The following is a 25,737-nucleotide window of genomic DNA, read 5'->3' as shown; positions in this document are numbered from 1 at the left end:
TCGATCGACACGAAGCCCGGCCCCGCCTTTCAAAGGTGTGGCCGGGCTTCTTTCGTTTCAGCGGAAGCGGAAGGCGATCAGCGGCATCTTGTAGGTCTCGCGCACCTCGGAGATCGGCTTGCCGTCCTGGCGCAGCACGATGGCGCGGTTCTCGAACAGCGAGGTCGCGGGGTCGTAGGCCAGGGCCGGCGCGGTGGCGGCCCAGGCGGCCAGCTGGCCGGACGGCTGGCGCTCCCACCCCTCGGGCAGGGTCTGCCACAAGAGGGTCGAGGCCAGGGTACGGCGCGACGGGACCAGCGGCCGGATGGCGCGGCCGAACGGCGTCTCGGTCTCGGTCAGCTGTTGGTTGATCTCGGGGGTCAGCCGGTTCGGCAGGTACCAGTTGTCGGCCTCGGACAGCACCTGGTCGCCGCAGGTCAGCTGCACCCGGCGGTAGACCACCGGCTCGCTGGCGTCGATCTCCAGCCGCGCCCTCTGCTCCGCGGTCAAGGGCACGTCGCCGGGCACCCGCTTGGCGACGATCTTCCCCACCGGGGCCAGGCCGTAGCGGCCGCACCAATCCTCCAGGAACAGGGTGGCGCTGTCGGTGGCGCCGAGGCCGGCGCGCAGCGACTGGACCAGGGCGGTCAGCGCCAGCCGGTCGGACAGGCCGGCGGCGCCGGGGTCCTGGGCCTGGGTGACTTCGGCCTGGGCGCCGACCAGCGGTGCGGTCAGCGCCAAAGCGGCGGCGGCGAGGATCGGCAGGCAGCGCAAAACGGGTCTCCATCTCCGGGCCGGCCGGTCACGGACAGCCCGGCGCAGCATGGTGACATAGCGGCCGGAAGGCACCACGGCAATCGGCCGCAGGGCCGATCGGGCTTGACCGCGGCGGCGGCGCGGAGTGGGCTGGACGGATCCCGGTGACCGGAGCCCGCCATGCCCGCCGATGCCATAGCGCCCGATGCCAAGGCCCTGCTCGACCGCGTCTTGGTGTGGGACGCGCACAGCTGCCTGCCGCTGCGGCCCGACGCCGATGTCTCGCTGCTGGCCCGGCACAAGGCGGCGGGGATCGACTACGTCTCGATCAACATCGGCATGGACATGACGCCGCTGGCGCAGGTGGTGCGCACCATCGCCCATTTCCGCGACTGGATCCGCCGCCACCCCGGCGACTACGCCCTGGTCGGCAGCATCGCCGGGATCCGCGCCGCCAAGGCGGCCGGGACGCTGGCCGTGAGCTTCGACCTGGAGGGATCGCTGCCGCTGCTGGGCGACCTCGCCATGGTCGGGCTGTACCACGACCTCGGGGTGCGCCAGATCCACTTCGCCTACAACCGCAACAACTCCGCGGCCGGCGGCTGCCACGACCAGGACATCGCCCTGCCGGCCTTCGGCCGCGCCCTGGTGGCCGAGGTCAACCGCGTCGGCATGCTGATGGACTGCTCGCATACCGGGCACCGCACCAGCCTGGACATCATGGCGGCCTCGACCCGGCCGGTGGTGTTCAGCCACGCCAATCCGCGTGCCTTGGTCGACCACCCGCGCAACGTCACCGACGAGCAGATCCGCGCCTGCGCCGCCACCGGCGGGGTGGTGGGCATCAACGGCATCAGCCTGTTCCTGGGCGACGCCAGCAGCGAGACCGTGGCCCGCCACATCGATTACGTCGCCCAGCTGGTCGGCGCCGTGCATGTCGGGATCGGCCTCGACTTCCTGTTCGCGCCGGAGGTGGACGACGCGCCGCCCGGCCGCGACCGCGATTACTGGTGGCCGCCCGCGGCCGGCTACGGCACCGCCCACAGCGGCATCGCCCTGGTGCAGCCGGAGCAGCTGCCGGAGCTGGCGGAGATCCTGCTGCGCCGCGGCTATGGCGAAGCCGACGTCACCGGCATCCTGGGCGGCAATTTCCTGCGCGCGGCCGAAGCCGCCTGGGGCTGATCACGCCGCCCGGGCGTGGCCGTGATCGCAGGGATTCACTTCCACCGTCACATGCGACAGCCCTGAAAGGCCGCCGAGCCGGGCCTTGTATTGGGCCGGCGGCAGCGGCCGGTCGCTGACGACGGAGACGATCGCCGCGGCATGGCCGGGGCCGACGCGCCACAGATGCAGGTCGGCGATGCGGTCGCCGTCGGTCTCCAGCCGGCCGCGGATGGCTTCGGCGAGATCGGGGTCGGGCACCGCGTCCAGCAGCACCGCCCCCGAATCGCGCAGCAGGCCCCAGGACCAGCGCGCGATCATGATGCCGCCAACGATGCCCATCAGCGCGTCCATCCAGGCCCAGCCATAGAACCGGCCGGCGAGCAGGCCGAGAATGGCGCCGACCGAGGTCACGGCATCGGCCAGCACATGCAGGTACGCGGCGCGCAGGTTGTTGTCGCGGCCATGGGCGTGGTGCCCATGGTCGTGAGCATGGCCATGGTCATGAGCGTGGTCGTGGCCATGGTGGTGATGACCGTGGTGATCGTCGTCGCGCAGCAGCCAGGCGCTGGCGATGTTGACGGCGAGGCCGACGACCGCGATGACGATCGCCTCGTCATAGGCGATGGCGACCGGGTTCAGCAGCCGCACCACCGATTCCCAGCCGATGCCGACCGAGACCACGGCCAGGACCAGGGCGCTGGCGAAACCGGCGAGGTCGCCCAGCTTGCCGGTGCCGAAGGCGAAGCGCGGGTCGCGGGCGTGGCGGCGGGCATAGCGATAGGCCAGCGCCGCGACGCCGAGCGCGCCGGCATGGGTGGCCATGTGCAGCCCGTCGGCCAAGAGCGCCATCGACCCGAAGGCGAGGCCGCCGGCGATCTCCGCCACCATCATCGCCGCGGTCAGCACCACCACCCAGCGGGTGCGGCGTTCGTTGCGGGCGTGGTCGGCGCCGAGGAACAGATGCTCGTGCCGCCAGGAATCGAGGGAATGGCTGTGCATTCGGATCTTCCGGAAGATCAGTGCAGCAGGGCCGGATGCCCGGTCCAGTCGCGCACCTCGCGCGCCGCCAGCTCCACCGGCACGTCGGGGTGGTTGTGGCGGTACAGGGTCAAGGCGGCATCGAAGGCCCATTCCGGCGGTTCGGCCCGGGCGCACAGCTCGCGATAGACCCGTTCGACGGCGACACGGCAGCACATGGCAGTCTCAACGAAATTGGGGGCTCAACGAAATTGGGGGCTCACAGATACTTGGTGATCTCGCGCAGCGAGGCCAGCCGGGCATCACGGTCTTCGGCCGCCATCCGGGCATCGCGGCCCTCGCCCGCGCCGTTGCTGAGATGCGCGACGCAATGGTCGACATGGTCGAGGATCAGCATGGTCTTGGCCTTCTCCACCGCCTTGACCACGGCCTGCAGCTGCTGGGCGATGGCGAGCCCGTCGGTGCCGGCCTCGACCATGCGCAGCGTGGCGGCGAGATGCCCCTGCGCCCGCTTCAGCCGGCCCAGGATCTCGGGGTTGTTGGCATGACTCATGAGACGATCCTATCCCCCTGGAGGGGATAGGGCAAGGGACGACGAGCCGCGAACCGAGCGAGGGGCCTTCGGGGCCTTCACGTCAGTTTGTCATTCCCGCGAAAGCGGGAATCCCCATCAGCACGAGCGGCGACAAGATCCCCGCTGTCGCGGGGATGACGGAAAGGAGAGCAGGAATGAAACCTTCAACTGCTGTCCGGCGTCCATGGCTTCGGCAAAGCCCGGCCGGCGGCGGGCTCATCCGGCGGCCGAGGCCAGGCTTCCGCGGATCGGCGTCCGGCGATCCCCGCCGGCGAAACCTCGACAGCCGTCGCCTCGACGCCGTCGTCCCAGCCCTGCGGCAGCCACGCCGGATCCGGCGGGCGGCCGATCTTGCGGCAGACGGCCCGCACGAAATCCTGCGGCGACAGCATGTCGATCTGCGCGTCCAGGACCTCGTCCTCGGCCAGCGTCTCCCGCACCATCGACCGCATGGTGTCGGCGTCCTCGACATCGCCGGGCTGCGCCATCGCCGCGGCGGCGGAGTCGACGGCCTGCTCTCGCCGCTTCTGGCGGCGCTCCTGCTCGCCCGACTCCTCCCGCCCGTCCCGGCGCGCGAGATAATCCGCCCGGATCCGTTCGGTCATCGCGATCGACAGCCGAATCGACCGGGACAGGCGCGACTGCATCAGCGCGTAGTCCGGCGTCTCCGGCTCCGCCGATCCCCGCGACTGCTGGTCGGCGGTCATCCGCTTGGTGCGGCTGTCGATCTCGACCGCCTCACGCAGCCGGTCCAGCGCCCATCCCGTCCATTTCAGGTCGGGGTCGGTCGGCCGGATCTCGCCGGAGTCGGATTGCGTCATATCCATGGAACGTATCATGAACAAAAAACGCGGATTAAACTATATACATCGTGTTTACGCACCATCGGAGCTTGCGCCGGCCTTTCTCCCGCTCGCCGACCTGCCTGCGCTACCGGACCGAGTGGGACCATGCCATGGTGGCGTCGGACCGGCAGCGACGCGCAGAGATGGGGGCTTCGGATGGGACTGGCGGATTGGTTCGGGCTCGACGGCAAGCGGGCTCTCGTCACCGGCGCGAGCCGCGGCCTGGGCCGCGAGATGGCGCTGGCCCTGGCCGAGGCCGGGGCGGATGTCATCATCACCGGGCGCACCCAATCGACGCTCGATGCGGCCGCCGCGGAGATCCGCGCGCGCGGCCGCCAGGCCTGGACGGTCAAGGCGGAGATGGCGGTGCCGGAGGAATGCCAGTCGGCCTTCGAGCGCATCCTGGCCGAAACCGGGCCCGTCGACATCCTGATCAACAATGTCGGCAACCGCGAGGTGAACGTCCCGATCGAGGCCGAGACGCTGGAGACCTGGCGCGAGATGATCGACCTCAACCTGACCAGCTGCTTCCTGGGCACCCGGATCATCGGCACCGCCATGCTGGCCCGCGGCCAGGGCGGCCGGATCATCAACATCGCGTCGATCAGCGCCCTGATCGCCAATCGCGACATCGGCGGGCGTCACTACGAGACCGGCAAGGCGGCGGTGCTGCATTTCACCCGCTGCGCCGCGGCCGATTGGGCGCCGCACGGCATCACCGTCAACGCCATCTGCCCCGGCCTGTTCATGACCGACGCCAACCGGGCCTGGAACGAAACGGCGCCCGAAGTGATCGAGACCTTCGTCCGCAACGTGCCGATGGGGCGGCCGGGCAACCCGCCGGAGATCGGTCCCCTGGCCGTCTACCTGGCCAGCCCCGCCGCCGCCTATGTGACCGGGGCGGCCTATGTCATCGACGGCGGCTACACCCTGTGGTGACCGGCGGCCGGTGACGGCCTATGCCGCCACCGGCTCGGCCTCGCGCGCCGCCTTGACCCGGGTCACGCTGCGGCGGCCGTCGATGGCCACCGGCACGTCGCCGGCGATGGTGGCGCGGCGCACCACGCGGCGCTGGTCGCCATAGTCGTTGACCGCGTAGTGCTGGGTCGCGCGGTTGTCCCAGATCGCCACGTCGCCCACCCGCCAGCGCCAGCGCACCGTGTTCTCCGGCCGCGTCACATAGGCCTGCAGCGCCGTGAACAGCTGCGCCGATTCATTGGCCGACAGGCCGAGGAAGCGGCGCACGAAATGGCCCAGCACCAGCGTCCGCTCGCCGGTCGCCGGATGCACCCGCACCACCGGATGCTCGGTCTCGTACAGGGTCGAGGCGAAGACCTCCCGGTGGTAGCGCAGCCGCTCCGCCGTCGCCTCGGGATGCGAGGCGGCATAGTCGTAGTCGTTGCTGTGCAGGGCCCAGAGCTGGTCGGCCAGGCTGCGCAGCGGCGCCGGCAGGTCGAGATAGGCGGTGGCGGTGTTGGCCCAGATGGTGTCGCCGCCGAACTCCGGCAGCACCACCGCCCGCAGGATCGAGGCCTGGGGGTAGGCGTCGACGAAGGTGACGTCGGTGTGCCAGGAGTTGGCGCGCTGGCCGCGGGCGGAATCGAGCTCGAGCAGGAAGTCGGCGCCGCCGGCCACCGGCTGGGTCGGATGCGCCACCGGGTCGCCCAGCGCCCGGGCGAAGGCCTCCTGCCCGGCATCGTCGAGCCGCTGGTCGCGCAGGAAGACCACCTTGTGCCGGTGCAGCGCCGCGCGCAGCCCGGCGAGGGTGGCGGGGTCGAGATCGCCCGACAGGCGGAGCCCGCGGATCTCGGCGCCGATCCGGCCGGCGAGGGGGTGAAGGTCGAGGCCGGACTCGGCCGCGCGATCCTGGCTGGGGTCGCCCATGCTGCACTCCTGTTGATCTACGTATCGGGCCCGCATTGAATTTTAATAACGCATTTATCAGTAGATCAATTTTATAATAAAACACAAATTGTACGCTATTTAAGATTGCGATGCCGGATTTGGACTGCACCCGGATCTCAGCCTTCGCGCAGGCTCGGCCCGCCATCTGCCGCACCGGTCGGCAGCGAAGCCCTTGCCCCCGGCCGAGCCGCGGGACAAGCTCAGCCCATCCGGACCTCTGGCGCAGAGCGAACAATGGCGCGATTGCTTTCAGTCAATGTCGGCCTGCCGCGCGATATCGCGTGGCGTGGAAAGACGGTCCGGACGGCCGTCTGGAAAGAGCCGGTCCAGGGCCGGCGCATGGTCCGGCGCCTCAACATCGATGGCGACGGCCAGGGCGACCTCGCCGGCCATGGCGGGGAACATCGGGCCGTCTTCGTCTATCAGCTCGACTCGTATCGGCACTGGCAACAGCGGCTCGGCCGGGCCGAGCTGGGCTACGGACAGTTCGGGGAGAACTTCACCGTCGACGGCCTGTCCGACGACGATGTCCGCATCGGCGATCGCTATCGCATCGGGCAGGCGGTGTTCGAGGTGACCCAGCCGCGCGTCACCTGCTACCGGGTCGGCATCCGCCTGGACGAGCCGCAGATGGCGGCCATGCTGGTGGCGGAGGGCCGGCCGGGATTCTACCTTCGCGTCCTTGAGGAGGGCGAGGTCGGGGCCGGCGACGAGATCGAGCAGCTTGCCGCCGGCCCGGAGCCGCTGACCGTCGCCCAGGCCAACGCCCTGCTGTACCTGCCGGGCCATCCGACCGGACAGCTGGAGCAGGCGCTGCGCATCCCGGCTTTGAGCGCGGGCTGGCGCACCTCGTTCGAGGCGCTGCTGCGGCAGCGCCGGGAGGGCGGCGGAACCGCAGCGGGCAATCCCGGGCTGGGTCCGGCGACTGCCCCGCCCCCGGCCTGGCCGGGGTTCCGGCCGCTGCGGGTGGCGGGCAAGATCCGCGAGAGCGGCAGCGTGACATCGCTGGTGCTGGAACCCGTCGACACCCATCCGCTGGCGCCGGCATCGCCCGGGCAGTTCGTGGTGCTCCGGCTCAAGCCCGCATCCAGCGCCGCCCCCCTGCTGCGCAGCTATTCGCTGTCGGGCGAGCAGGGCACGTCCCATTATCGCGTCAGCGTCGGCGTCAACGCCCATGGCGTGGCCGGGAGCTACATCGACGGGCAAGTCCAGATCGGGGATGTCGTCGAGGTCAGCGCCCCGCGCGGCGGCTTCGTGCTGCAGCCGGGCGACGGCCCCGTCGTCCTGCTGAGCGCCGGGATCGGCGCCACCCCTGTTCTCGCCATGCTGCATGCCCTGGCCGCCGATTCATCCACCCGGGAGGTCTGGTGGATTCAGGGGTCCCGCAACGGCGGGGAGCACCCGTTCGCCGCCGAAGTGCGCACGCTGCTGGCGGCCCTGGCGCATGGCCGCAGCCATATCCGCTACAGCGCGCCCGGCCCCGCCGACCGGCCCGGGCGCGACTTCGATGCCCCCGGCCGCCTGAGCGTGGGCGTGCTGCAGGAGCTGGGCGTGCCGCGCGACGCCGATGTCTATCTGTGCGGGCCGGCCGCGTTCATGAGCGAATTCACCAGCGGCCTCGCGGCCTGGGGCGTGGCCGCCGGCCGCATCCACACCGAGGCGTTCGGGTCCGGCCCCTCGATGACGCCGGGCGTGGCCGCCGGTGCGAAGCGCCCGCCGCACCTGCCGGACGGCCCCGCGGGCACCGGGCCGCAGGTCACCTTCGCGCGCAGCGGCCTCGCCGTCCGCTGGCGGCCGGATGCCCACAGCCTGCTCGAGCTGGCCGAGGCGTGCGATGTCCCCGTCCGGTGGTCGTGCCGGACCGGCGTCTGCCACAACTGCCAGACCGGGCTGGTCGCCGGCACCGTCGACTACCAGCCCACGCCGATCGACCCGCCGGCCGACGGCACAGTGCTGATCTGCTGCAGCCGCCCCACGGAAGACCTCGTGCTCGATCTGTGAGGACACGGTTTCGCGCTCACGGCTTCAAGTCCCGCTCGCCACCTTCCCGGCGATGAAGCTCCTGCAGTGCGAACATCAGGTCACCGCAGAAGGAGACGCCCGACAGGCGGCCGTCGACCTCCTCAGCGATGCCGAACTCCTCCTCTACGTCGTCGAAGAACACAACGAAGCGGGCGCCGCGCGCGACAATGAAGGCATTCTCTTCCTTGCCGAACCGCATCAGCAGCGCGGGAGACGGCTCCACAAGGTAGTGACCGAGTCTCGACTGGAGGACAGGATCGGCGCCAGTCCAATCCCTCCGGAGCGCCTCTTGGACGTCCTGTCTGGTTGCCGGCGTCCATTCCATGCGCCTCTCTCCCCTTTGGGGAAAGGATAGCCTCCTATCTTCGCGCTGAACAACGACCGCAACGGCGCTTCCCGCCCCTGCCATTCCGTCGTAAACGACCGATGCAACGGAGGGGCGCGTGGGGCTGTCGGAGATCATTGCGGCATCGAGGCATCGCCTCGCCGGGCGGCCGGTGCTGGCCAGCTTCCTGGCCGTCCTGGTGCTGTGCCTGCTGCTGGTCGCCTTTGTCGACCGGCCCGCGGCGCTGTGGTTCGAGGCCCATCGCCGGTCGGCGGCGATCGCCGCGATCAAGGTCTTCACCGATATCGGCCTGGGGGTGTGGTGGTACGCCCTGGCGATCCTGGGCTGGCTCGGCTGGCGCGTCGCCGCCTTCCTGGCCGCCTATGGCGACGTGCGGGCCCGACGGCTGCGGCAAGCCCGCGGCTTCGGCTTCATGCTGGCGGCGCTGGTGGCGACCACCGTGGCCAACTGGCTGCTGAAGGCCGCGATCGGCCGGCCACGGCCGCGCCACCTGTTCCGCCAGGACGCCTTCGCGCCCCACCCCTTCGGCTGGGACCTGTTCTCGAACAGCTTCCCGTCCGGCCACGCCCAGACCATGGCCACGGCGATGACCGCGCTGTGGATCCTGTATCCGCGCTGGGGCTGGGCCTTCGCCGTCCTGGGCGGGCTGGTGGCGCTGAGCCGGGTCGTCGTCACCTCGCACTACCCCGCCGACATCGTGGCCGGCGCCTGGCTGGGCGTGGTCATCGCCCTCCTGGTCCGGCGCTGCGCCGAGGCGACCGGCGGGCCGGTGGCGCCGCGCCGATGATCGCCCTGATCGAAGCCCTGGTCCCGGTGCTGGCCCCGGTCTTCGCCGCCGCCGGGGTCGGCTATGTCTGGGCCCGGTCGCGCCATCCCTTCGACCTCGGCTTCGTCACCCGGCTGGTGACCTATGTCGGGTCGCCCTGCCTGGTGTTCTCGGCCCTGACCAAGTTCCATGTCCCGGCCGGCGAGATCCTGGGCCAGGCCGGGCTGGCCTTCCTGGCGGTGTTCGCCTGCGGCCTGGTCGGCGGGCTGGCGCTGCGGCTGTCGGGCCATGCGGTGCGGCCGTTCCTGCCGACGGTGATGCTGCCCAATGCCGGCAATCTCGGCCTGCCGATCGCCTATTTCGCCTTCGGCGACGAGGGGCTGGCGCTGGCCCTGCCCTTCTCCGCCGCGATGACCATGCTGCAGTTCACCGTCGGCGTCTCCTGCGCCTCCGGCCACAGCAAGTGGACGGAGCTGCTGAAGACGCCGACGATCTACGCCATCCTGCTGGCCATCGCCTTCGCCGCCGCCGACATCGAGGCGCCGCGCTGGCTCGCCAACGCCACCGAGCTGCTGGGCGGCGTCACCCTGCCGCTGATGCTGATCGCGCTCGGCGTCTCGCTGGCCAGCCTGCGCATCGCCAATCTCGGCCTCAGCCTGTGGCTGGCCGGGCTGCGCCTGGCGCTGGGCCTCGCCGCCGGCATCGGCGTGGTCTGGCTGTTCGACATCCCGCACCAGACCGCCAGCGTGCTGATCCTGCAATCCGCCATGCCGCCGGCGGTGTTCAACTACCTGTTCGCCGCCCGCTACGGCGGCCCGGTGCAGGAGGTGGCGGGCGCGGTGGTGGTCGGCACCCTGATCAGCATCGCCACCCTGCCGGTGCTGCTGGCGGTGCTGATGGGGTAGCGGCCTCAGCCCGCCTCGATCTCGCGCTTCCGGGCCAGATAGGTCGCCTCGTCGATCAGCCCGCGTCGGCGCATCACCTCCAGCGCCGCCAGCGCCTCGCGGCGGTCGTCGCCGCCGGCGGTGCCGCTTTCCGCATCCGCATCGCCGGTCGCCGCCGCCGGCCCTTTGCGATCCGCCATGTGTCCCCCTCGATCCGTGCGACGCAGCGCGCCCTTCCGCGGCGGCCGCGCCGCGCCTATGACGGGGATCATGACGCGAGGGGGAAGACCGGTCGAGATGTGGAAGAAGCGGATCCTGCGCATCCTGGTCCTGGCGGTGCCCGCCATCGCCATCGCCGCCGCCGTGGCCTTCTGGCTGGGCCCGCCGGGCGGGCGCGGCGGGGTCGGCCAGTTCGGCTCGGTCGGCGGCCCGATCGCGCTGGTCGACCCGGCCGGCAAGCCGGTCACCGAGAAGGACTTCGCCGGCAGATACGCGCTGGTCTTCTTCGGCTACACCACCTGCCCCGACGTCTGCCCGACCGAGCTGTCGGCCATGGCCACCGCGCTGGACCAGCTGGGGCCGAAGGCCGACAAGGTGGTCCCGGTCTTCGTCACCGTGGACCCGGAGCGCGACACGCCCGAGGTGGTCGGCCAGTACGCCCAGGCCTTCAGCCCCCGCATCGTCGGCCTGAGCGGCACGCCGGAGCAGATCGCCAAGGCGGCAAAATCCTTCCGCGTCTACTACCAGAAGGCGCCGCAGGGCGACGGCGCCACCTATCTGATGGACCATTCCGCCTTCACCTACCTGATGGGGCCGGAGTGGACCGTGCTCGACATCCTGCCGCCGCAGCTGTCGCCGCAGGACATGGCGCAGCGCATCGCCCGGCAGCTCTAGGGCCCCGCATTGCCCAAAGCCGGGGGCGACGAAGCCGGCTCGCGATCGCGCCGGCCGTGATATCGTGGTCTAAATCTGTCGTCCTGCCCTCGGAGTCGTTGTCCATGTCCCTTCGCCACGCCGTCCTGGCCGGGCTCGCCATCGTCGCCCTCACCGGCTGCGCCGAGCGCGCCGCCCGGCAGCAGCAAGCCCTGACCGCGCAGACCGAACTGGTCGGCACCAGCCAGGCCCAGCTGCTGTCCTGCGCCGGCACGCCCAACCGCACCCGCAACGTCGGCAACACCCAGTACCTGACCTATCAGAGCGCGGGGATGAGCGCGGACGAGGCGGCCGGCGCCGGCAGCTTCGGCACCGGCGGCCCGGGCGCCAGCATCGGGGTCAGCCCGGTCAATGCCGGAGTCGGCTTCCCGATCGGCACCAGCGCGCTGGACCCCAACTACTGCGAGGCCACCTTCACCGTGGTCGACGGCCGTGTCGCCGAGGTCCGGTACCGCACCTCCGGCGGCTACCAGCGCACGGCGCAATGCTCCGACATCGTCGCGCCCTGCATGGGCGGCCCGACCTTCGACCCCGGCCTGCCGAAGCCGTAACCTGCCCGCCGTCGGCGGCGGGCTACAAACCGTCGCGGATCGGATGGACCCGGGGCCCGGAATCCGGGTCTCTGTGCGCTATCCGCCCCGGGGCGGTTGCCGATCCCGTCCCTGGGCCCTAAAAGCGTCATACCGCAGCGTAAAAAGCGCCGTCCGATGGAGTGCGAGCCGATGAAGATCCTGGTCCCGGTCAAACGGGTGATCGACTTCAACGTCAAGGTCCGGGTCAAGGCCGATGGGTCCGGCGTCGACCTGGCCAACGTCAAGATGTCGATGAACCCCTTCGACGAGATCTCGGTCGAAGAAGCGATCCGGATCAAGGAAGCCGGCAAGGCGACCGAGATCGTCGCGGTGTCGATCGGGCCGGCGCAGTCGCAGGAGACGATCCGCACCGCCCTGGCCATGGGCGCCGACCGCGGCATCCTGGTCCAGACCGATGTCGAGCTGCAGCCGCTGGCCGTGGCCAAGCTGCTGAAGGCGCTGGTCGACAAGGAACAGCCGCAGCTGGTGATCCTGGGCAAGCAGGCGATCGACGACGACGCCAACCAGACCGGCCAGTCGCTGGCCGCCCTGCTGGGCTGGGCTCAGGCGACCTTCGCCTCGAAGCTGGTGATCGAGGACGGCACGGCGCTGGTGACCCGCGAGGTCGATGGCGGGCTCGAGACCATCCGGGTCAAGCTGCCGGCGATCGTCACCACCGACCTTCGCCTGAACGAGCCGCGCTACGCGTCGCTGCCGAACATCATGAAGGCGAAGAAGAAGCAGCTCGACACCATCACCCCGGCCGGTCTGGGCGTCGACCCGGCGCCGCGGCTGAAGACCCTGAAGGTGGTCGAGCCGGCGAAGCGCAAGGGCGGCGTCAAGGTCGGCAGCGTCCAGGAGCTGGTCGCCAAGCTGAAGACCGAAGCGCGCGTGATCTGAAGGCGGGGATGAAAGACATGTCGATCCTGATCGTAGCCGACCACGACAACGCCACGCTGAAAGCCGCCACGCTGCACGCCGTCACCGCGGCCCAGAAGATCGGCGGTGACATCCACATCCTGGTGGCCGGGTCCGGCGCCCGCCCCGCGGCCGAGGCTGCGGCCAAGATCGCCGGCGTGACCAAGGTGCTGCTGGCCGAATCGCCGGCCCTGGAGCACCAGCCGGCCGAGACGGTGGCCCCGCTGGTCGCCGACCTCGCCAAGGGCTACGGCCATGTGCTGGCCACCGCCACCAGCGCCGGCAAGAACCTGCTGCCGCGCGTCTCGGCCCTGCTGGACGTGCAGCAGATCTCCGACATCACCGCGGTGATCGGCGCCGACACCTTCGAGCGCCCGATCTATGCCGGCAACGCCATCGCCACGGTGCAGTCGAGCGACCCGATCAAGGTCATCACCGTCCGCGGCGCCGGCTTCGACGCCGCGCCGGCGGAAGGCGGGTCGGCCGCGATCGAGACGGTCGAGGCCAAGGCCGATGCCGGGCTGTCGAGCTTCGTCGGCCAGGAGCTGACCAAGTCCGAACGGCCGGAGCTGACCTCGGCCCGGATCATCATCTCGGGCGGCCGGGCCATGGGGTCGTCGGAGAACTTCAAGATCCTGGAAGGCATCGCCGACCATCTCGGCGCCGCGATCGGCGCCAGCCGCGCCGCGGTCGACGCCGGCTTCGTGCCGAACGACTACCAGGTCGGCCAGACCGGCAAGGTGGTGGCGCCGGACCTCTACATCGCCGTGGGCATCTCCGGCGCGATCCAGCATCTCGCCGGGATGAAGGATTCCAAGGTGATCGTGGCGATCAACAAGGACGAAGAGGCGCCGATCTTCCAGGTCGCCGATTACGGCCTGGTCGGCGACCTGTTCAAGCTGATCCCGGAGCTCGAGGCCGAGCTGAAGAAGGGCTGAGCCGGAACGGACGGTTCAACGGGCGCATCCCGGCGGATGCGCCCGTTTTTTGATCGACAGGGAGTCCTTCGATGGCGGTGACGGCTGCAATCATCCAGGCCCGGATGGGATCGACGCGGCTGCCCGGCAAGGTGATGCAGCGGCTGGGCCGGCGCACCGTGCTGGAGGAATGCCTGACGCGTTGCCTGGCCATCCCCGGCATCGACGTGGTGTGCTGCGCCACGGTCGATACCGCCGAGGGCGAGGTGATCGCCGAGGCCGCCCAGCGCGTGGGCTGCACCGCCTTCCGCGGTTCCGAAAGCGACGTGCTGGCCCGCTACGCCGGCGCCGCCCGCCTGGTGGGGGCCAGCCAAATCATGCGGGTAACCTCCGACTGCCCCTTCATCGACCCCGTGCTGTGCGGCGATGTGGTGGCGCTGCAGCGCGAGGCCGCGGCCGACTACGCCACCAACTGCGCCCCGTCGAGCTATCCGCACGGCCTGGACTGCGAGATCATGACCGCCGACTGGCTGTTCCGGGCGGAGCGGGAGGCGACGCTGACCCCGGACCGCGAGCATGTCTCGCCCTACATCCGGCGGCATCCCGACTGCGACCGCGTCAACCTGCAGGCCGCGCCGTCCGACACCGGCCACGCCGCGCTGCGGATGACGGTCGACTATCCGGAAGACCTGGAGTTCGCCCGCGCCCTGGCCGCGGCGCTGGAAGCCCGGGACGCCCCGCAGGACTGGCATTCGATCGTGGCCGCCCTGGCGGAGACGCCGGCCCTCGCCGCGATGAACGCGGCCCGGATCGACCATGCGCGCCTGAGCGCGCCGGCCCCACTCGGCTTCCGCCAGGTGCGCGGCACGCCCGGCCACTTCACCCCTCTCTGACGCCGACGGCAAAAGGCCGGCGCTCTTCGGAGCGCCGGCCCGCCGAGACCCGAGCAGTGTCCCAGCCGCATCAGCCGCCGGATGTGGTGCCGGTGGTCGAGCTGCCGCCCATGGTGCCGCCGGCCGGCGGCGGGGCTTCGGCCTTGCGGCCCTCGAAGGCCGGCAGCGCCTCCAGCTGCTCCTTGGTCATGGCGGTCTTCACGCCCTGGTCCGGACGCGCGCCGATGGTCAGCTGCTCCAGCGGGATGGCGACGGATTTCGAGCCGATGCCGAGGAAGCCGCCGACATCGATCACCACCGCGTCGACCGTCTTGCTGTCCTTGGTGACCAGCACGTCGGAGGTCTTGCCGATCGAATCGCCGTTGGCGTTGGTGACGCTGGCGCCGATCAGGTCGGAGCCGAGGATGTGGCTGTCGGGCAGCGTCTGTTCACCCGCCGTGACCGCGGGGGCGGCCGTCGTGGCCGCGGGCGCCGCGGTGGTGGTTGCCGGCGCCGTCGTGCCGGTCGTGGTCTGCGCCATGGCCGGCACAGCCAGAAGGGCCAAAGCAGAAGCGGCAGCCATCAGGGTGGTTCGCATGATCTATTCTCCTGTCCAGCAAGGCATCTCGCCAGGGATACCTCGACAACAGAAGGTTTCGGGATCGGGTTCCCGAATCTCTACCGCGGTTTCATCGACTTATTGGATTTTGGTGAGGAAAGCGTTTCGCTGCGAATCGCTTCACCTGTGGCCTGAAAGCAGAAAACCCGGCCGAAGCCGGGTTTTCCTTTGGATCTGCAGAACGATCACTCGCCGCTTGGTTCGCTGCCTTCCACCGGCTTGACCTTGCGCGGCCGGCCGGGCCGGCGCTTCGGCGCCGCGGGCGCCTCGTCACCCGCGGTCACGCCGGGCAGGGCCGGCTGGGCCGATGCTTCGGGCGGAGCCACAGGGGCCGGGGCCGGTTCTGGCGCCGGAGCCGGCGCGACGGGCGCCGGAGCTTCGGCCGAGGGTGCGGCGACTTCGGCCGGCGCCACGGCGCGCGGCGGACGGCCACGGCGCGGACGGGCGACGATCGATGCCGGCAATGCCAGTTCCATATCGACGCTGCTGCCGACGGTGCTGTCTTCCTGGTCCCGCGGGTCGGCGCCGAAGCTGGCCGAGGCCGGATCTTCGAGCGCGGGCGATTCGAGCGGGCCCGGAACATGCGGCTGCGGCGCGTTCAGGTCGCGCAGCGAGGGCTGCTGCCGATCGTTGCGATAGTCCGGCCGGCCGTCGCGCTGGCCGGCGAAGCGCTCGCCGCGAGGCTGGCCCTGCTGCTCGCGGTTGGGATCGCGGGCGTTCTGGTCGCGGTCGCGCGGCGGACGGCCGTCACGGTCGCGATAGTTCTGCTCGCGCGGCGGCCGGTCGCCGCCCTCGTTGCGCGGCTCGAACTCCCGCCGCGGCGGACGCTCGCCATTCTCGCTGCGCGGCTCGAAGTCCCGGCGCGGCTGCTGCTGGCGATCGCCATTCTCGCCGCGGGCTTCGTATTCGCGGCGGGGCTGGCGGTCGTTGGTCTCGCCGCGCGGTTCGAAGTCCCGGCGCTGCTGGCCATTGTCGCCCCGCGGCTCGAAATCGCGGCGCTGCTGCTGCTGCGGGCGATCGCCACCCTCGCTGCGCGCCTCGAATTCGCGGCGCTGGGGCGCCGGGCTGGTCAGCGGATCGTAATCGGAATCGACGCCCGGCTGCTCGCGGCTGCCGTCCGGCGACGGCTGCTGATGCGGCGGCTGGCCATAGGCCTCGTTCATCGCATTGATGATGCGGACGTAATGCTCCGCGTGCTGCTGGTAGTTTTCGGCCATGACGCGGTCGCCCGACGAATGGGCGTCGCGCGCCAGACCCATATACTTGTCATAGACCTGGAAGACATTGCCGCGGATGCGGATATCCGGGCCGTTGCTGTCGATGGTCTGGTTGCGGTTGGGCAGGCTGTTCGAGCGCCGCTGCGGATTACCACCGCCGCCGCCCCCGCCTCCTCCACCACCACCGCCACCCCCGCCGCCGCCGCCCCCGCCGCTATTTCTGCCGCGCGCACGCCGTGAATTCGGTCCTGGTCTCATCAGCCTTGCTTCTGCAGATCGCTGTTTGCCACGCTGCCGTGCCACAATGCCGCCTGATGCGGCAGGGCCCAGCGTCCTCGTCCCTTCCAACGCCGAATCGGCGGCCGCCTCGTGCGGTCAAGTCCGGAATGAACGGAATAGCTGAACCCTAGCGGCATTCCGACGCCGGGCCAAATTCTTTTTTCGCCACGAGGCAGCGCGGAATGCCTGCGAGATCGTGCGGCGTGGCGGCAATGTCAAGGCCGGCGGCCCGGAACAGCGCCGCCACATCGGCCGCCTGCCCGATGCCCAGCTCGACCACCGCCGTGCCGCCGGGGGCCAGCAGGCCGGGCAGTGCCGCCGCCAGCGCCCGATAGGCGTCCAGCCCGTCGGCGCCGCCGGACAGGGCCAGATGCGGGTCGTGGTCGCGCACCTCGGGGTCCAGCGCGGCGATCTCCGCCTCCGGAATATAAGGCGGGTTGGACAGCACGAGATCGAAGCGGGCGTCGAGCGCCGTGGCCCAGTCGCCGACCAGGAAGGCCGCCCGGTCGGCCAGGCCCAGCGCCCTGGCGTTGGCGCGGGCGGTGGCGGCGGCGGCTTCGCTGCGGTCGACCCCGAGGCCGAAGGCGGCCGGCCGGTCGTGCAGCACGGCCAGCAGCAGGCAGCCGGTGCCGGTGCCGAGGTCGAGCACGCGCAGCGGCCGGTCCGGGCAGGCGGCCAGCGCCGCCTCGACCAAAGTCTCGCTGTCCGGGCGTGGGTCCAGCGTCGCCGGGCCGAGCGCGAAATCGAGGCTCCAGAACTCGCGGTGCCCGAGGATGCGCGACACCGGCTCATGCGCCGCCCGCCGCGCCAGGAAGCCGGCATAGCGGGCGGCCGCCGCATCCGGCAGCGCCTCCGCCGCGCGCGACAGCAACCCCGTCCGATCGCAGCCGAGCGCCGCCATCAGCAGGATGCGGGCGTCGGAGACGGCGCTGTCGATGCCGGCTGCGGCCAGCCGGGCGGTGCCGTCGCGCAGGGCCTCGGCGATTCTCACCACTCTCAGGGCTGGTCGGCGAGCGCGGCGAGGCGGGCCGCCTCGTCCTCCGCGATCAGCGCCTCGACCAGCTCGTCCAGCGCCTCGCCCGCCAGCACCTTCTCGATCTTGTAAAGCGTCAGGTTGATGCGGTGGTCGGTGACCCGCCCCTGCGGGAAGTTGTAGGTGCGGATCCGCTCCGACCGGTCGCCGGAGCCGACCTGGCTCTTGCGGTCGGCGGCGCGCACCGCGTCCTTGGCCGCGCGCTCGGCCTCGTACAGCCGGGCGCGCAGGATCTTCATCGCCTTGGCGCGGTTCTTGTGCTGCGATTTCTCGTCCTGCATCACCACCACGATGCCGGTGGCGAGATGGGTGATGCGGACCGCGCTTTCGGTCTTGTTGACGTGCTGGCCGCCGGCGCCCTGGGCCCGGAACACGTCGATGCGCAGATCCTTGTCGTCGATCTGGATGTCGACCTCCTCCGCCTCCGGCAGCACCGCCACGGTGGCGGCAGAGGTGTGGATGCGGCCCTGGGTCTCGGTCTCCGGCACGCGCTGGACGCGGTGGGCGCCGCTTTCGAACTTCAGCCGGGCGAAGACGCTGCGGCCGTTGATCTCGGCCGAGGCCTCCTTGTAGCCGCCCAGCGGCGTCTCGGCGATGTCGAGCACCTCGAAGCGCCAGCCGCGGATCGCGGCGTAGCGCTGGTACATCCGGAACAGATCCGCGGCGAACAGCGCCGCCTCGTCGCCGCCGGTGCCGGCCCGAACCTCGAGGATGGCGTTGCGATCGTCGGCCTCGTCCTTGGGCAGCAGCAGGACCTGCACCCGCCGCTCCAGCCCCGGCAGGCTGTCGCGCAGGGCGAACAGCTCGTCCTGCGCCAGGGCCTTCATCTCCGGGTCGGTCTCGGTCGCGGCCAGCGTCTCGAGTTCGGCCAGCTCGGCCCGGGCCCGGTGCAGCGCCGAGATCTCGTCGGCGATCGGCTCGAGCTCGGAATATTCCTTGGAGAAGGCGGTGAACTGGTCCGGCGTCAGCTTGCCGGTGCCCATGCCGTCGCGCAGCTCCGCGACGCGGGACAGGACACGGTTCAGGTTTTCGTCGAGATGCACGGGATGCTCAAGTCAAGGGAACGGGGCCGGTCGGAGAGGGGACCGGGCCCGCTAGCGGCCGGACAGGCGCCGCATCACTCAGCCGCCTGGGCCGCTGCCGCCTCGGCGATCGCCCGCTCGGCGTCGATCTGGCGGGCCTTGTCCTCGACCAGCGAGACCAGGTGGTCGACGATGCCCTCATCCTTCAGCCGATGATTCGGCAGGCCGTTGATGTAGACCTGATGGGTGCCCTTGCCGCCGCCGGTGAAGCCGATGTCGGTCATCGTCGCCTCGCCCGGGCCGTTGACGACGCAGCCGATCACCGAGACCGTCATCGGGGTGGTGATGTGGGCCAGCCGCTGCTCCAGCACCTCGACGGTCTTGATCACGTCGAATTGCTGCCGGGCGCAGGACGGGCAGGAGATGATGTTGACGCCGCGATGGCGCAGGCCGAGCGACTTCAGCAGGTCGAAGCCGACCTTGACCTCCTCGACCGGATCGGCGGAGAGCGAGACCCGGACGGTGTCGCCGATGCCGGCCCACAGCAGCATGCCCAGGCCCACCGAGGACTTCACCGTGCCGCTGCGCAGGCCGCCGGCCTCGGTGACGCCGATGTGGAGGGGATAGTCGCAGGCCTCGGCCAGCGCCTGGTAGGCGGCGACGGCGAGGAACACGTCCGACGCCTTGCACGAGATCTTGAAGTTGAAGAAGTCGTGGTCCTCGAGGATGCGGATGTGGTTGAGCGCCGACTCGACCATCGCCTCCGGGCAGGGTTCGCCGTACTTCTCCAGCAATTCGCGCTCCAGCGACCCGGCATTGACGCCGATCCGCATCGAGCAGCCGTAGTCCTTGGCCGCCTTCACCACCTCGGCCACCCGCTCCTTCGAGCCGATGTTGCCGGGGTTGATGCGCAGGCAGGCGGCACCGTTCTGGGCCGCCTCGATGCCGCGCTTGTAGTGGAAATGGATGTCCGCGACGATCGGCACGGTCACTTCCGGCACGATGAACTTCAGCGCGGCGCTGGATTCCTCGTCCGGGCAGGAGACGCGGACGATGTCGGCCCCGGCGATCTCGAGCTGGCGGATCTGGTCGATCGTGCCCTGGATGTCCGTCGTCCGGGTGTTGGTCATGGACTGCACGGTGATCGGCGAATCGCCGCCCACCGGCACCTTGCCGACATGGATCACACGGGACTTGCGGCGTTGGATCTGGCGATAGGCGCGGACGGCGCTCATGACAGGACCTTAGGTGATGCGTTCGTTTGGCGGCGAGATGGCGTTTCGCGACAACATGGCCCCATGGCGGCGTTCCTGCAATCCGCGGGGCGCCGCTGCGACCAAACGCATGATAGCCCGGCGCCGGCCGCATCCCAAATCCGATGGGATCCGGCCTGGGTCGAACGAGCGCCGCCCAGGGTCAATTGGGGGTCGCCGGACCACCGCGGAGCTTCTGTGCATCGAGCGCGACGTTGCGCACGACCTGGCCCGGGGCGCCGAGGGCGGTGGCCGGCTGGCCGTCGACCTCGATCTGCAGCCCGCCGGCGTTGCCGGTGGTCAGCCGCTGGCCGTCCTGCGACGGCACGGCATAGGTCTCGCCCGCCGCCATCACCCGGGTCATCACCAGCCCGCCCTGGCGGTCGCGGACCTGGACCCAGCTGTCGGCGGTGGCGCGCAGCACGATGTGGCCGTCGCCCACGACCGGGGCCGGCGGCTCGTTCGCCAGGGCCGCGCCGAGCGGGCGGTCAAAGGCGGTCAGCGGTGCGGCCGGGGCCGGCGGCGCGACGGTCGCGGCCGGGGGCAGCGCCGCGCCCGGGGACGGCGGCGCGAGCGCCGCGCTCTGGGCCTCGGCCGGCATCGGCAGGGCCGGCGTGCCGGCCGGGGCGGTCGGGCCCGGCACGATCGGGCCGGCGGTCATCCGCTCGCCCGGGCCGGGTTCGGCCGCGGGGGCCGCCGCCTGCAGGTTCGGCGCGCTGTTCGGGGCGGCCGGCTGCACCACCGGCCCCGGATTCGGGTTCGGCTGGGTGTTGCCGTCGAGCAGGGATGCGAAGCGCGAGGGCAGGGCCGCGATCTCTTCCGCCACGTCGCGGTTGGCGGAAGAGAGATAGTACCAACCGGCATAGGCCAGGCCGCCGATCAGCACCGCGATCATCAGGATGGCGCCGCCCGGGATGCGGCTGCCCTCGGGCACCGGCGCCGGGAACACCAGGTCGGGCTTCTTCTTGACCGCGGTCGATTCCTGCTTGTAGCGGGCCACCATCTGGTCGCCGTCGAAGCCCAGGAACTCGGCATAGGTGCGGATGAAGCCGATGGCGTAGACCGGGCCGGGCAGGTCTTCGTGCCGGCCATCCTCGATCGCCTGGAGCAGCCCATGGCGAATCCGCAGCGTCGCGGCCACGTCATAGAGGCTGTAGCCGACATGCTCGCGCGCCTGGGCGAGGATGCGGCCGACCGGGGCGTTCATGTCGATCACGTCGTCCACTGGCGTCGTGTCTGGGTGACCGTCGGGGGACTCCGCCGCTTCAGGAACCACGGCGAGATGTTTGCGGTTGCTTTGGGCCATGTCGTTCGAGCCGCTTTGTGCTGACCGAAGATGTTGCAGAGGAAAGCCGGCACGCCGTTCTGTCATGATGTCGAGGCCCACTCCCCCCACGACAGAGACGACAGTCTTTATTTAGACGATTCCATCCGGACGGCAAAACGAATCCGGATCCTTCGCACTATATTACGACATCATGGTCGCGCGCATAGTCCCGTATTGCGGGGCGGAGCGAGCCGCGGGAGGCGACCCGCACCCGCGCCAGCCAGCGCGAGAATTCGGCCAGATCGAGGCTGCGGACCATGGTGCGCACCGCGCCGATCGCCGTCGCCGGCATCGACAAGGATCGAAATCCCAAGCCCAGCAGCGTCATTGCCTCGATCGGCCGCGACGCCATCTCGCCGCACAGGCTGATCCTGCGGCCGGCGGCATCGCAACGCGACACCGCCTCGGCCAGGGCGGCCAGCAGGCCGGGCGACAGCGTGTCGTAGCGCGCGGCGACGCGGGTGTTGGTGCGGTCGGCGGCGTACAGGTACTGCATCAGGTCGTTCGACCCGACGGCGACGAAATCGACCGCGGTCAGCACCTGGTCGAGCTGCCACAAGAGCGACGGCACCTCGAGCATCACCCCGACGCGGAGGTCGGACGACACCGCCACGCCCTGCGCCGCGGCCCGCGCCAGCTCGCGGTCGAACAGCGCCCGGGCGTCATCCAGCTCACCGACATCGGCGACCATCGGGAACATCACCCCGAACGGCCGTCCGGCGGCACCCTGGATCAGCGCCCGCAGCTGCTGCCGCAGCATCGCCGGCCGGTCGAGGCCGATGCGGATGGCGCGCCAGCCCAGGGCCGGGTTCTCCTCATCCATCTCGGCGAAGTAGGGCAGCCGCTTGTCGCCGCCGACATCGAGGGTGCGGAACACCACCGGCCGCCCCTCCGCCAGGTCGATGACCCGGGCGTAGAGATCGGTCTGGGTGGCGACGCTGGGATATTCCGACCGCACCATGAACGGGATCTCGGTGCGGTACAGGCCGATGCCGTCGGCGCCGACCGCGTCGAGATGCGGCATGTCGGAGAGCAGGCCGGCGTTCAGCAACAGCGAGACCGCGACGCCGTCGCGCGTCACTGCCGGCAGCCGCGCTTCCTCGGCGTAGAGGCGGCGCTGCCCGACCTGGGTCTGGATCGCCTTGGTGATGGTGTCGATCACGTCTTCCGACGGACGCACGAAGACGTTGCCATGGTCGCCGTCGACCACGATCGGGTCGAGCGGTTCGATCAGCCGCATCGCCTCGATGCAGCGGCCGACCACCGGGATGTCGAGGGCGCGGGCGATGATCGCGACATGGCTGGTGGCCGACCCCTCCTCCAGCACCAGGCCGCGCAGCTTACGCCGGTCATAGTCGAGCAGCTCGGCCGGGCCGATGGCGCGGGCGATCAGGATCATGTCGTCGGGCAGGGTGCCGAGCGCCGCCGCCGAGGTGCGGCCGGCCAGGTGCAGCAGCAGGCGGTTGGCCAGGTCGTCGAAATCGGCCAGCCGCTCGCGCAGATAGGGATCACCGACCCGGGCCATGCGCGCGGCCATGTCGTTCTGGACGCGCTGCACCGCCGCTTCGGCCGACAGGCCGGTGTCGATCGCCTCGTGGATCCGGTTCAGCCAGCCGCGGTCCTCGGCGAACATGCGATAGGTCTCGAGGATGTCCTCGCCCTCGCCGATGCCGCCGGCGCGGTGGTCGGCCACCAGGTCGTCGAGCGAGCGGTGCATGTACTCGACCGCCTGGCGCAGCCGTTCGACCTCGGCCACCGGATCGTCGGCGATCATCTGCCGCACGGTGATCTGGGTCCGGTGCAGCACCGCCAGCCCCTGGGCCAGGCCGCCGCTGAGGGCGAGGCCGTGCAGCCGGGTGGGCAGCGACACCGCGGTCGGGCTGGCCACCTCGCCCGGGCGCGCGATCTCGCCGCCGACGATCAGCTCGGCCACCACCATGGCGATGGTCTCGAGCGTCTCGACCTCATCCTCGGAATAGTTGCGCCGCATCTGGTTCTGGATGATCAGCACGCCGCGGACCTTGCCGCCGCGCAGGATCGGCACGCCCATCCAGGATTCGTAGGGGTCCTCGCCGGTTTCCGGGCGATAGGCGAATTTCGGATGGCTGGGCGCGTTGGCGATGGCGAGCGACCGCGCCGTCGTCGCGACCTCGCCGACCAGGCCTTCGCCCACCCGCAGCCGGGTGCGGTGCACCGCATCCGGGTTCAGGCCGATGGTGGCGAACAGCTCCAGCACGTCGCCCGGACGGGCGACGTAGCAGGAGCAGACTTCGGCCACCATCTCGGCCGCGATCAGGGTGACGATCTTGTCGAGGCGCGCCTGGGCCGTGCCCGACCCCGCCATGACGTCGCGCAGGCGGGCGAGCAGACGGCGCGACGGTCCGATGCCCGGGGCGGGCCCGCCCGCCGGCCGGGTCATCAGGCCGGCCCCATCAGGCCTTGTCCAGGCCGTAGGCAGTGTGGAGCGCGCGGACCGCCAGCTCGGTGTACTGCTCGGCGACCAGCACGCTGATCTTGATCTCCGAGGTCGAGATCACCTGGATGTTGATCCCGTTCTCGGCCAGCGCCTTGAACATGCGCTGGGCGACGCCGGCATGGCTGCGCATGCCGACGCCGATGACCGAGATCTTGACCACGTTCTCGTCCGGGATCAGGTGGCTGTAGCCGAGCCCGTCCTTGAACTGGGACAGCACCTTGACCGCACGCTCCAGGTCCGCCTTGCCGACGGTGAAGGTCAGGTCCGTCGCCTGGCCGTCCTCGGAGATGTTCTGGACGATCATGTCGACGTTGATGTTCGCGTCGGTCAGCGGGCCGAAGATCGACGCCGCCACGCCCGGCCGGTCCGGCACGCGCACGACGGTGATCTTGGCCTCGTCCCGGCTGTAGGCAATCCCGCTGACGACCTCTTTCTCCACGATCTCGTCCTCGTCCACGACCAGGGTTCCGGGCACGTCTTCGAAGCTGGACAGCACCTGGACCCGGACCCGATGGTTCATCGCCATCTCGACCGAACGGGTCTGCAGCACCTTGGCGCCCAACGACGCCATCTCCAGCATCTCTTCGTAAGTGATCTTATCGAGCTTGCGCGCCTTGCGCACGATCCGTGGATCGCATGTGTAGACGCCGTCGACGTCGGTGTAGATGTCGCAGCGGTCCGCCTTCAGCGCCGCCGCCAGGGCGACCGCCGAGGTGTCCGACCCGCCGCGGCCCAGCGTGGTGATGCGGCCGGCGGAGGAGACGCCCTGGAAGCCGGCGATCACCGCGACCTCGCCGCGCGCCATCGATGCCTCGAGCTGCGTCGCGTCGATGTCCAGGATCCGGGCCTTGGCGTGGGCGCCGTCGGTGTGGATCGCCACCTGCCAGCCCTGGAACGACCGCGCCGGCAGGCCGATCTCCTGCAGCGCCAGGGCCAAAAGGCCCGACGTCACCTGTTCGCCCGAGGCGACCACGGCATCGTATTCGCGCGGATCATGCAGGGGCGCGATGTCGTTGCAGTACTTCACCAGTTGGTTGGTGACGCCGGACATCGCCGACACCACGACCGCGACCTGATTGCCGCGCGCGACCTCAGCCTGGACGCGACGTGCGACATTCTTGATCCGCTCGACATCGGCGACCGAGGTGCCGCCAAACTTCTGAACAATGCGCGCCATTGGCCGCCGCGGGTTTGAGGTGACAGGGGCGCCCCGCGCCGGAATGCCGGCATTGCGGCCGCGAAGCCCGCTACCCATACTGCGTCGCACGGACCGACGCAACCGCCCGACGCAACTCAGAGACGAGGACCTTCCGTGATGGCGCAAAGCCCGGCGGCGACGGTCGATTCCGCCGAGATCGCCCGCTTCGAATCGATGGCGGCGGATTGGTGGGACCCGGACGGCAAGTTCCGGCCGCTGCACAGCATGAATCCGCTGCGCATCGGCTACATCCGCGACCGGCTGTGCGCCCGGCTGGGGCGCGACCCGCTGGCGCCGAAGCCGCTGGCCGGCCTGCGCGTGCTGGACATCGGCTGCGGCGGCGGCCTGCTGTCGGAGCCGATGGCCCGGCTGGGCGCCGAGGTCACCGGGGTCGATGCCGGGGCCGAGGCGATCGGCGTCGCCCGCGCCCATGCCGCCGAATCCGGGCTGGCGATCGACTACCGCCACGGCAGCGCCGAGGATCTCGCCGCGTCCGGCGCCCGCTTCGACGCGGTGCTGGCGCTGGAGATCGTCGAGCATGTCGCCGATGTCGACGCCTTCTGCGGCGCCCTGTCCACCCTGCTGCGGCCCGGCGGCACCCTTGCCATGTCGACCCTGAACCGCACCAGCCGCAGCTGGACCTTCGCCATCCTGGGCGCGGAATATCTGCTGCGGATGATCCCGCGCGGCACCCATGACTGGAAGAAGTTCCTGAAGCCGCACGAGCTGGCAGCAGCGCTGCGCCGGTCCGGGCTGGCGGTCGGGGACATCGCCGGCATGGTGCCGGATCCGCGCCGCGGCGACTGGCGCCTGGCCCCGCGCGACCTGGCGGTGAACTACATCCTGACCGCGGCGAAGCCGGGCTGACATGATCGTCCTGCC

The 25,737-nt window shown here is 70.6% G+C and carries 27 protein-coding genes; 11 read left to right on the top strand and 16 right to left on the bottom strand.

Annotation, left to right across the window (positions count from 1 at the left end):
- Nucleotides 1-57: 57 nt before the first annotated feature.
- Complete coding sequence (locus tag E9232_RS24775; RefSeq protein WP_309798564.1) at nucleotides 58-753, bottom strand: hypothetical protein; 696 nt, start codon at nucleotides 751-753, stop codon at nucleotides 58-60.
- A 162-nt stretch (nucleotides 754-915) separates the two neighbouring features.
- Here E9232_RS24775 and E9232_RS24770 point away from each other — a divergent pair, with 162 nt between their 5' ends.
- The gene (locus tag E9232_RS24770; protein WP_309798562.1) at nucleotides 916-1,917 is read left to right on the top strand and encodes a dipeptidase; all 1,002 of its coding nucleotides are present in this window, start codon (nucleotides 916-918) and stop codon (nucleotides 1,915-1,917) included.
- Here E9232_RS24770 and dmeF read toward each other — a convergent pair whose 3' ends face one another.
- The 4 genes from dmeF to E9232_RS24750 all read right to left on the bottom strand — a co-directional run bounded on the left by dmeF (nucleotide 1,918) and on the right by E9232_RS24750 (nucleotide 4,278).
- The gene (gene dmeF, locus E9232_RS24765) at nucleotides 1,918-2,898 is read right to left on the bottom strand and encodes a CDF family Co(II)/Ni(II) efflux transporter DmeF (RefSeq protein WP_309798561.1); all 981 of its coding nucleotides are present in this window, start codon (nucleotides 2,896-2,898) and stop codon (nucleotides 1,918-1,920) included.
- Between the two features lie 17 nt (nucleotides 2,899-2,915).
- On the bottom strand, nucleotides 2,916-3,095 hold the full coding sequence (locus E9232_RS24760; RefSeq protein WP_309798559.1) for a hypothetical protein: 180 nt from the start codon (nucleotides 3,093-3,095) through the stop codon (nucleotides 2,916-2,918).
- A gap of 41 nt (nucleotides 3,096-3,136) precedes the next feature.
- Entirely contained in the window at nucleotides 3,137-3,430 is a 294-nt protein-coding gene (locus tag E9232_RS24755; protein WP_309798558.1) for a metal-sensing transcriptional repressor, read from the bottom strand.
- Between the two features lie 185 nt (nucleotides 3,431-3,615).
- Nucleotides 3,616-4,278, bottom strand: coding sequence for a hypothetical protein (locus E9232_RS24750; protein ID WP_309798556.1), 663 nt, complete (start codon nucleotides 4,276-4,278; stop codon nucleotides 3,616-3,618).
- A 174-nt stretch (nucleotides 4,279-4,452) separates the two neighbouring features.
- Here E9232_RS24750 and E9232_RS24745 point away from each other — a divergent pair, with 174 nt between their 5' ends.
- Nucleotides 4,453-5,235 (top strand): SDR family NAD(P)-dependent oxidoreductase, encoded by a 783-nt coding sequence (locus E9232_RS24745; RefSeq protein WP_309798554.1) that lies wholly within the window; start codon nucleotides 4,453-4,455, stop codon nucleotides 5,233-5,235.
- An 18-nt stretch (nucleotides 5,236-5,253) separates the two neighbouring features.
- Here the strand turns inward: E9232_RS24745 and E9232_RS24740 are convergent, their stop codons facing one another.
- On the bottom strand, nucleotides 5,254-6,180 hold the full coding sequence (locus E9232_RS24740) for a TauD/TfdA dioxygenase family protein (protein WP_309798553.1): 927 nt from the start codon (nucleotides 6,178-6,180) through the stop codon (nucleotides 5,254-5,256).
- A gap of 360 nt (nucleotides 6,181-6,540) precedes the next feature.
- On the opposite strand from E9232_RS24740, the gene E9232_RS24735 reads away from it, so the two are divergent.
- The gene (locus E9232_RS24735; protein WP_309798552.1) at nucleotides 6,541-8,202 is read left to right on the top strand and encodes an MOSC domain-containing protein; all 1,662 of its coding nucleotides are present in this window, start codon (nucleotides 6,541-6,543) and stop codon (nucleotides 8,200-8,202) included.
- Between the two features lie 16 nt (nucleotides 8,203-8,218).
- On the opposite strand, the gene E9232_RS24730 is transcribed toward E9232_RS24735, so the two are convergent.
- On the bottom strand, nucleotides 8,219-8,548 hold the full coding sequence (locus E9232_RS24730) for a hypothetical protein (protein WP_309798550.1): 330 nt from the start codon (nucleotides 8,546-8,548) through the stop codon (nucleotides 8,219-8,221).
- A 118-nt stretch (nucleotides 8,549-8,666) separates the two neighbouring features.
- Between E9232_RS24730 and E9232_RS24725 the strand changes: the two genes are divergently transcribed.
- Both E9232_RS24725 and E9232_RS24720 read left to right on the top strand, forming a co-directional pair.
- On the top strand, nucleotides 8,667-9,356 hold the full coding sequence (locus tag E9232_RS24725) for a phosphatase PAP2 family protein (RefSeq protein ID WP_309798549.1): 690 nt from the start codon (nucleotides 8,667-8,669) through the stop codon (nucleotides 9,354-9,356).
- The gene (locus E9232_RS24720) at nucleotides 9,353-10,240 is read left to right on the top strand and encodes an AEC family transporter (RefSeq protein ID WP_309798547.1); all 888 of its coding nucleotides are present in this window, start codon (nucleotides 9,353-9,355) and stop codon (nucleotides 10,238-10,240) included. The genes E9232_RS24725 and E9232_RS24720 overlap by 4 nt, the downstream gene beginning before the upstream one ends.
- A 5-nt stretch (nucleotides 10,241-10,245) precedes the next feature.
- Here the strand turns inward: E9232_RS24720 and E9232_RS24715 are convergent, their stop codons facing one another.
- Complete coding sequence (locus E9232_RS24715) at nucleotides 10,246-10,419, bottom strand: hypothetical protein (RefSeq protein ID WP_309798545.1); 174 nt, start codon at nucleotides 10,417-10,419, stop codon at nucleotides 10,246-10,248.
- A gap of 70 nt (nucleotides 10,420-10,489) precedes the next feature.
- Here E9232_RS24715 and E9232_RS24710 point away from each other — a divergent pair, with 70 nt between their 5' ends.
- From E9232_RS24710 to E9232_RS24690, 5 genes are all read left to right on the top strand, one after another.
- Nucleotides 10,490-11,113, top strand: a complete 624-nt coding sequence (locus E9232_RS24710) for an SCO family protein (protein ID WP_309798543.1) — start codon at nucleotides 10,490-10,492, stop codon at nucleotides 11,111-11,113.
- 104 nt (nucleotides 11,114-11,217) lie between these two features.
- Nucleotides 11,218-11,703 carry a hypothetical protein gene (locus tag E9232_RS24705; RefSeq protein WP_309798541.1) on the top strand — a complete coding sequence of 162 codons (486 nt, stop codon included), beginning with the start codon at nucleotides 11,218-11,220 and terminating at the stop codon, nucleotides 11,701-11,703.
- Between the two features lie 171 nt (nucleotides 11,704-11,874).
- A complete protein-coding gene (locus tag E9232_RS24700) occupies nucleotides 11,875-12,624 on the top strand; it encodes an electron transfer flavoprotein subunit beta/FixA family protein (RefSeq protein WP_309798539.1) in 750 nt (249 codons plus the stop codon).
- 17 nt (nucleotides 12,625-12,641) lie between these two features.
- A complete protein-coding gene (locus tag E9232_RS24695) occupies nucleotides 12,642-13,580 on the top strand; it encodes an electron transfer flavoprotein subunit alpha/FixB family protein (RefSeq protein WP_309798537.1) in 939 nt (312 codons plus the stop codon).
- 71 nt (nucleotides 13,581-13,651) lie between these two features.
- The gene (locus tag E9232_RS24690; protein ID WP_309798536.1) at nucleotides 13,652-14,452 is read left to right on the top strand and encodes a cytidylyltransferase domain-containing protein; all 801 of its coding nucleotides are present in this window, start codon (nucleotides 13,652-13,654) and stop codon (nucleotides 14,450-14,452) included.
- A gap of 70 nt (nucleotides 14,453-14,522) precedes the next feature.
- On the opposite strand, the gene E9232_RS24685 is transcribed toward E9232_RS24690, so the two are convergent.
- The 8 genes from E9232_RS24685 to E9232_RS24650 all read right to left on the bottom strand — a co-directional run bounded on the left by E9232_RS24685 (nucleotide 14,523) and on the right by E9232_RS24650 (nucleotide 24,834).
- Nucleotides 14,523-15,029 carry a PRC-barrel domain-containing protein gene (locus E9232_RS24685; RefSeq protein WP_309798534.1) on the bottom strand — a complete coding sequence of 169 codons (507 nt, stop codon included), beginning with the start codon at nucleotides 15,027-15,029 and terminating at the stop codon, nucleotides 14,523-14,525.
- A gap of 206 nt (nucleotides 15,030-15,235) precedes the next feature.
- The gene (locus tag E9232_RS24680; RefSeq protein ID WP_309798532.1) at nucleotides 15,236-16,525 is read right to left on the bottom strand and encodes a DUF4167 domain-containing protein; all 1,290 of its coding nucleotides are present in this window, start codon (nucleotides 16,523-16,525) and stop codon (nucleotides 15,236-15,238) included.
- Between the two features lie 148 nt (nucleotides 16,526-16,673).
- Entirely contained in the window at nucleotides 16,674-17,540 is an 867-nt protein-coding gene (gene prmC, locus E9232_RS24675) for a peptide chain release factor N(5)-glutamine methyltransferase (RefSeq protein WP_309798528.1), read from the bottom strand.
- A gap of 2 nt (nucleotides 17,541-17,542) precedes the next feature.
- Entirely contained in the window at nucleotides 17,543-18,622 is a 1,080-nt protein-coding gene (gene prfA, locus E9232_RS24670; protein ID WP_309798526.1) for a peptide chain release factor 1, read from the bottom strand.
- 74 nt (nucleotides 18,623-18,696) lie between these two features.
- Nucleotides 18,697-19,836, bottom strand: coding sequence for a flavodoxin-dependent (E)-4-hydroxy-3-methylbut-2-enyl-diphosphate synthase (gene ispG, locus E9232_RS24665; protein ID WP_309798524.1), 1,140 nt, complete (start codon nucleotides 19,834-19,836; stop codon nucleotides 18,697-18,699).
- A 181-nt stretch (nucleotides 19,837-20,017) separates the two neighbouring features.
- Nucleotides 20,018-21,079, bottom strand: coding sequence for a helix-turn-helix domain-containing protein (locus E9232_RS24660; RefSeq protein WP_309798522.1), 1,062 nt, complete (start codon nucleotides 21,077-21,079; stop codon nucleotides 20,018-20,020).
- Between the two features lie 238 nt (nucleotides 21,080-21,317).
- On the bottom strand, nucleotides 21,318-23,600 hold the full coding sequence (gene ptsP / locus E9232_RS24655; protein WP_309798520.1) for a phosphoenolpyruvate--protein phosphotransferase: 2,283 nt from the start codon (nucleotides 23,598-23,600) through the stop codon (nucleotides 21,318-21,320).
- A 13-nt stretch (nucleotides 23,601-23,613) separates the two neighbouring features.
- Nucleotides 23,614-24,834, bottom strand: a complete 1,221-nt coding sequence (locus E9232_RS24650) for an aspartate kinase (RefSeq protein WP_309798518.1) — start codon at nucleotides 24,832-24,834, stop codon at nucleotides 23,614-23,616.
- A gap of 138 nt (nucleotides 24,835-24,972) precedes the next feature.
- Between E9232_RS24650 and ubiG the strand changes: the two genes are divergently transcribed.
- Nucleotides 24,973-25,722, top strand: a complete 750-nt coding sequence (gene ubiG, locus E9232_RS24645) for a bifunctional 2-polyprenyl-6-hydroxyphenol methylase/3-demethylubiquinol 3-O-methyltransferase UbiG (protein WP_309798516.1) — start codon at nucleotides 24,973-24,975, stop codon at nucleotides 25,720-25,722.
- Nucleotides 25,723-25,737: the final 15 nt, after the last annotated feature.

Source organism: Inquilinus ginsengisoli, from assembly GCF_031453975.1.
Taxonomy (GTDB): domain Bacteria; phylum Pseudomonadota; class Alphaproteobacteria; order DSM-16000; family Inquilinaceae; genus Inquilinus; species Inquilinus ginsengisoli_A.
Note: the sequence above shows the minus strand (reverse complement) of the source record. Positions and strands in the feature narration are given on the sequence as shown.

Excerpts from the sequence above, each read along its gene's own strand:
- E9232_RS24770 (WP_309798562.1), top strand. The coding sequence starts at position 916 with ATGCCCGCCGATGCCATAGCGCCCGATGCCAAGGCCCTGCTCGACCGC.
- dmeF (WP_309798561.1), bottom strand. The coding sequence starts at position 2,898 with ATGCACAGCCATTCCCTCGATTCCTGGCGGCACGAGCATCTGTTCCTC.
- E9232_RS24760 (WP_309798559.1), bottom strand. The coding sequence starts at position 3,095 with ATGTGCTGCCGTGTCGCCGTCGAACGGGTCTATCGCGAGCTGTGCGCC.
- E9232_RS24755 (WP_309798558.1), bottom strand. The coding sequence starts at position 3,430 with ATGAGTCATGCCAACAACCCCGAGATCCTGGGCCGGCTGAAGCGGGCG.
- E9232_RS24750 (WP_309798556.1), bottom strand. The coding sequence starts at position 4,278 with ATGGATATGACGCAATCCGACTCCGGCGAGATCCGGCCGACCGACCCC.
- E9232_RS24745 (WP_309798554.1), top strand. The coding sequence starts at position 4,453 with ATGGGACTGGCGGATTGGTTCGGGCTCGACGGCAAGCGGGCTCTCGTC.
- E9232_RS24740 (WP_309798553.1), bottom strand. The coding sequence starts at position 6,180 with ATGGGCGACCCCAGCCAGGATCGCGCGGCCGAGTCCGGCCTCGACCTT.
- E9232_RS24735 (WP_309798552.1), top strand. The coding sequence starts at position 6,541 with ATGGTCCGGCGCCTCAACATCGATGGCGACGGCCAGGGCGACCTCGCC.
- E9232_RS24730 (WP_309798550.1), bottom strand. The coding sequence starts at position 8,548 with ATGGAATGGACGCCGGCAACCAGACAGGACGTCCAAGAGGCGCTCCGG.
- E9232_RS24720 (WP_309798547.1), top strand. The coding sequence starts at position 9,353 with ATGATCGCCCTGATCGAAGCCCTGGTCCCGGTGCTGGCCCCGGTCTTC.
- E9232_RS24715 (WP_309798545.1), bottom strand. The coding sequence starts at position 10,419 with ATGGCGGATCGCAAAGGGCCGGCGGCGGCGACCGGCGATGCGGATGCG.
- E9232_RS24710 (WP_309798543.1), top strand. The coding sequence starts at position 10,490 with ATGACGCGAGGGGGAAGACCGGTCGAGATGTGGAAGAAGCGGATCCTG.
- E9232_RS24705 (WP_309798541.1), top strand. The coding sequence starts at position 11,218 with ATGTCCCTTCGCCACGCCGTCCTGGCCGGGCTCGCCATCGTCGCCCTC.
- E9232_RS24700 (WP_309798539.1), top strand. The coding sequence starts at position 11,875 with ATGAAGATCCTGGTCCCGGTCAAACGGGTGATCGACTTCAACGTCAAG.
- E9232_RS24695 (WP_309798537.1), top strand. The coding sequence starts at position 12,642 with ATGTCGATCCTGATCGTAGCCGACCACGACAACGCCACGCTGAAAGCC.
- E9232_RS24690 (WP_309798536.1), top strand. The coding sequence starts at position 13,652 with ATGGCGGTGACGGCTGCAATCATCCAGGCCCGGATGGGATCGACGCGG.
- E9232_RS24685 (WP_309798534.1), bottom strand. The coding sequence starts at position 15,029 with ATGCGAACCACCCTGATGGCTGCCGCTTCTGCTTTGGCCCTTCTGGCT.
- E9232_RS24680 (WP_309798532.1), bottom strand. The coding sequence starts at position 16,525 with ATGAGACCAGGACCGAATTCACGGCGTGCGCGCGGCAGAAATAGCGGC.
- ispG (WP_309798524.1), bottom strand. The coding sequence starts at position 19,836 with ATGAGCGCCGTCCGCGCCTATCGCCAGATCCAACGCCGCAAGTCCCGT.
- ptsP (WP_309798520.1), bottom strand. The coding sequence starts at position 23,600 with ATGACCCGGCCGGCGGGCGGGCCCGCCCCGGGCATCGGACCGTCGCGC.
- E9232_RS24650 (WP_309798518.1), bottom strand. The coding sequence starts at position 24,834 with ATGGCGCGCATTGTTCAGAAGTTTGGCGGCACCTCGGTCGCCGATGTC.
- ubiG (WP_309798516.1), top strand. The coding sequence starts at position 24,973 with ATGGCGCAAAGCCCGGCGGCGACGGTCGATTCCGCCGAGATCGCCCGC.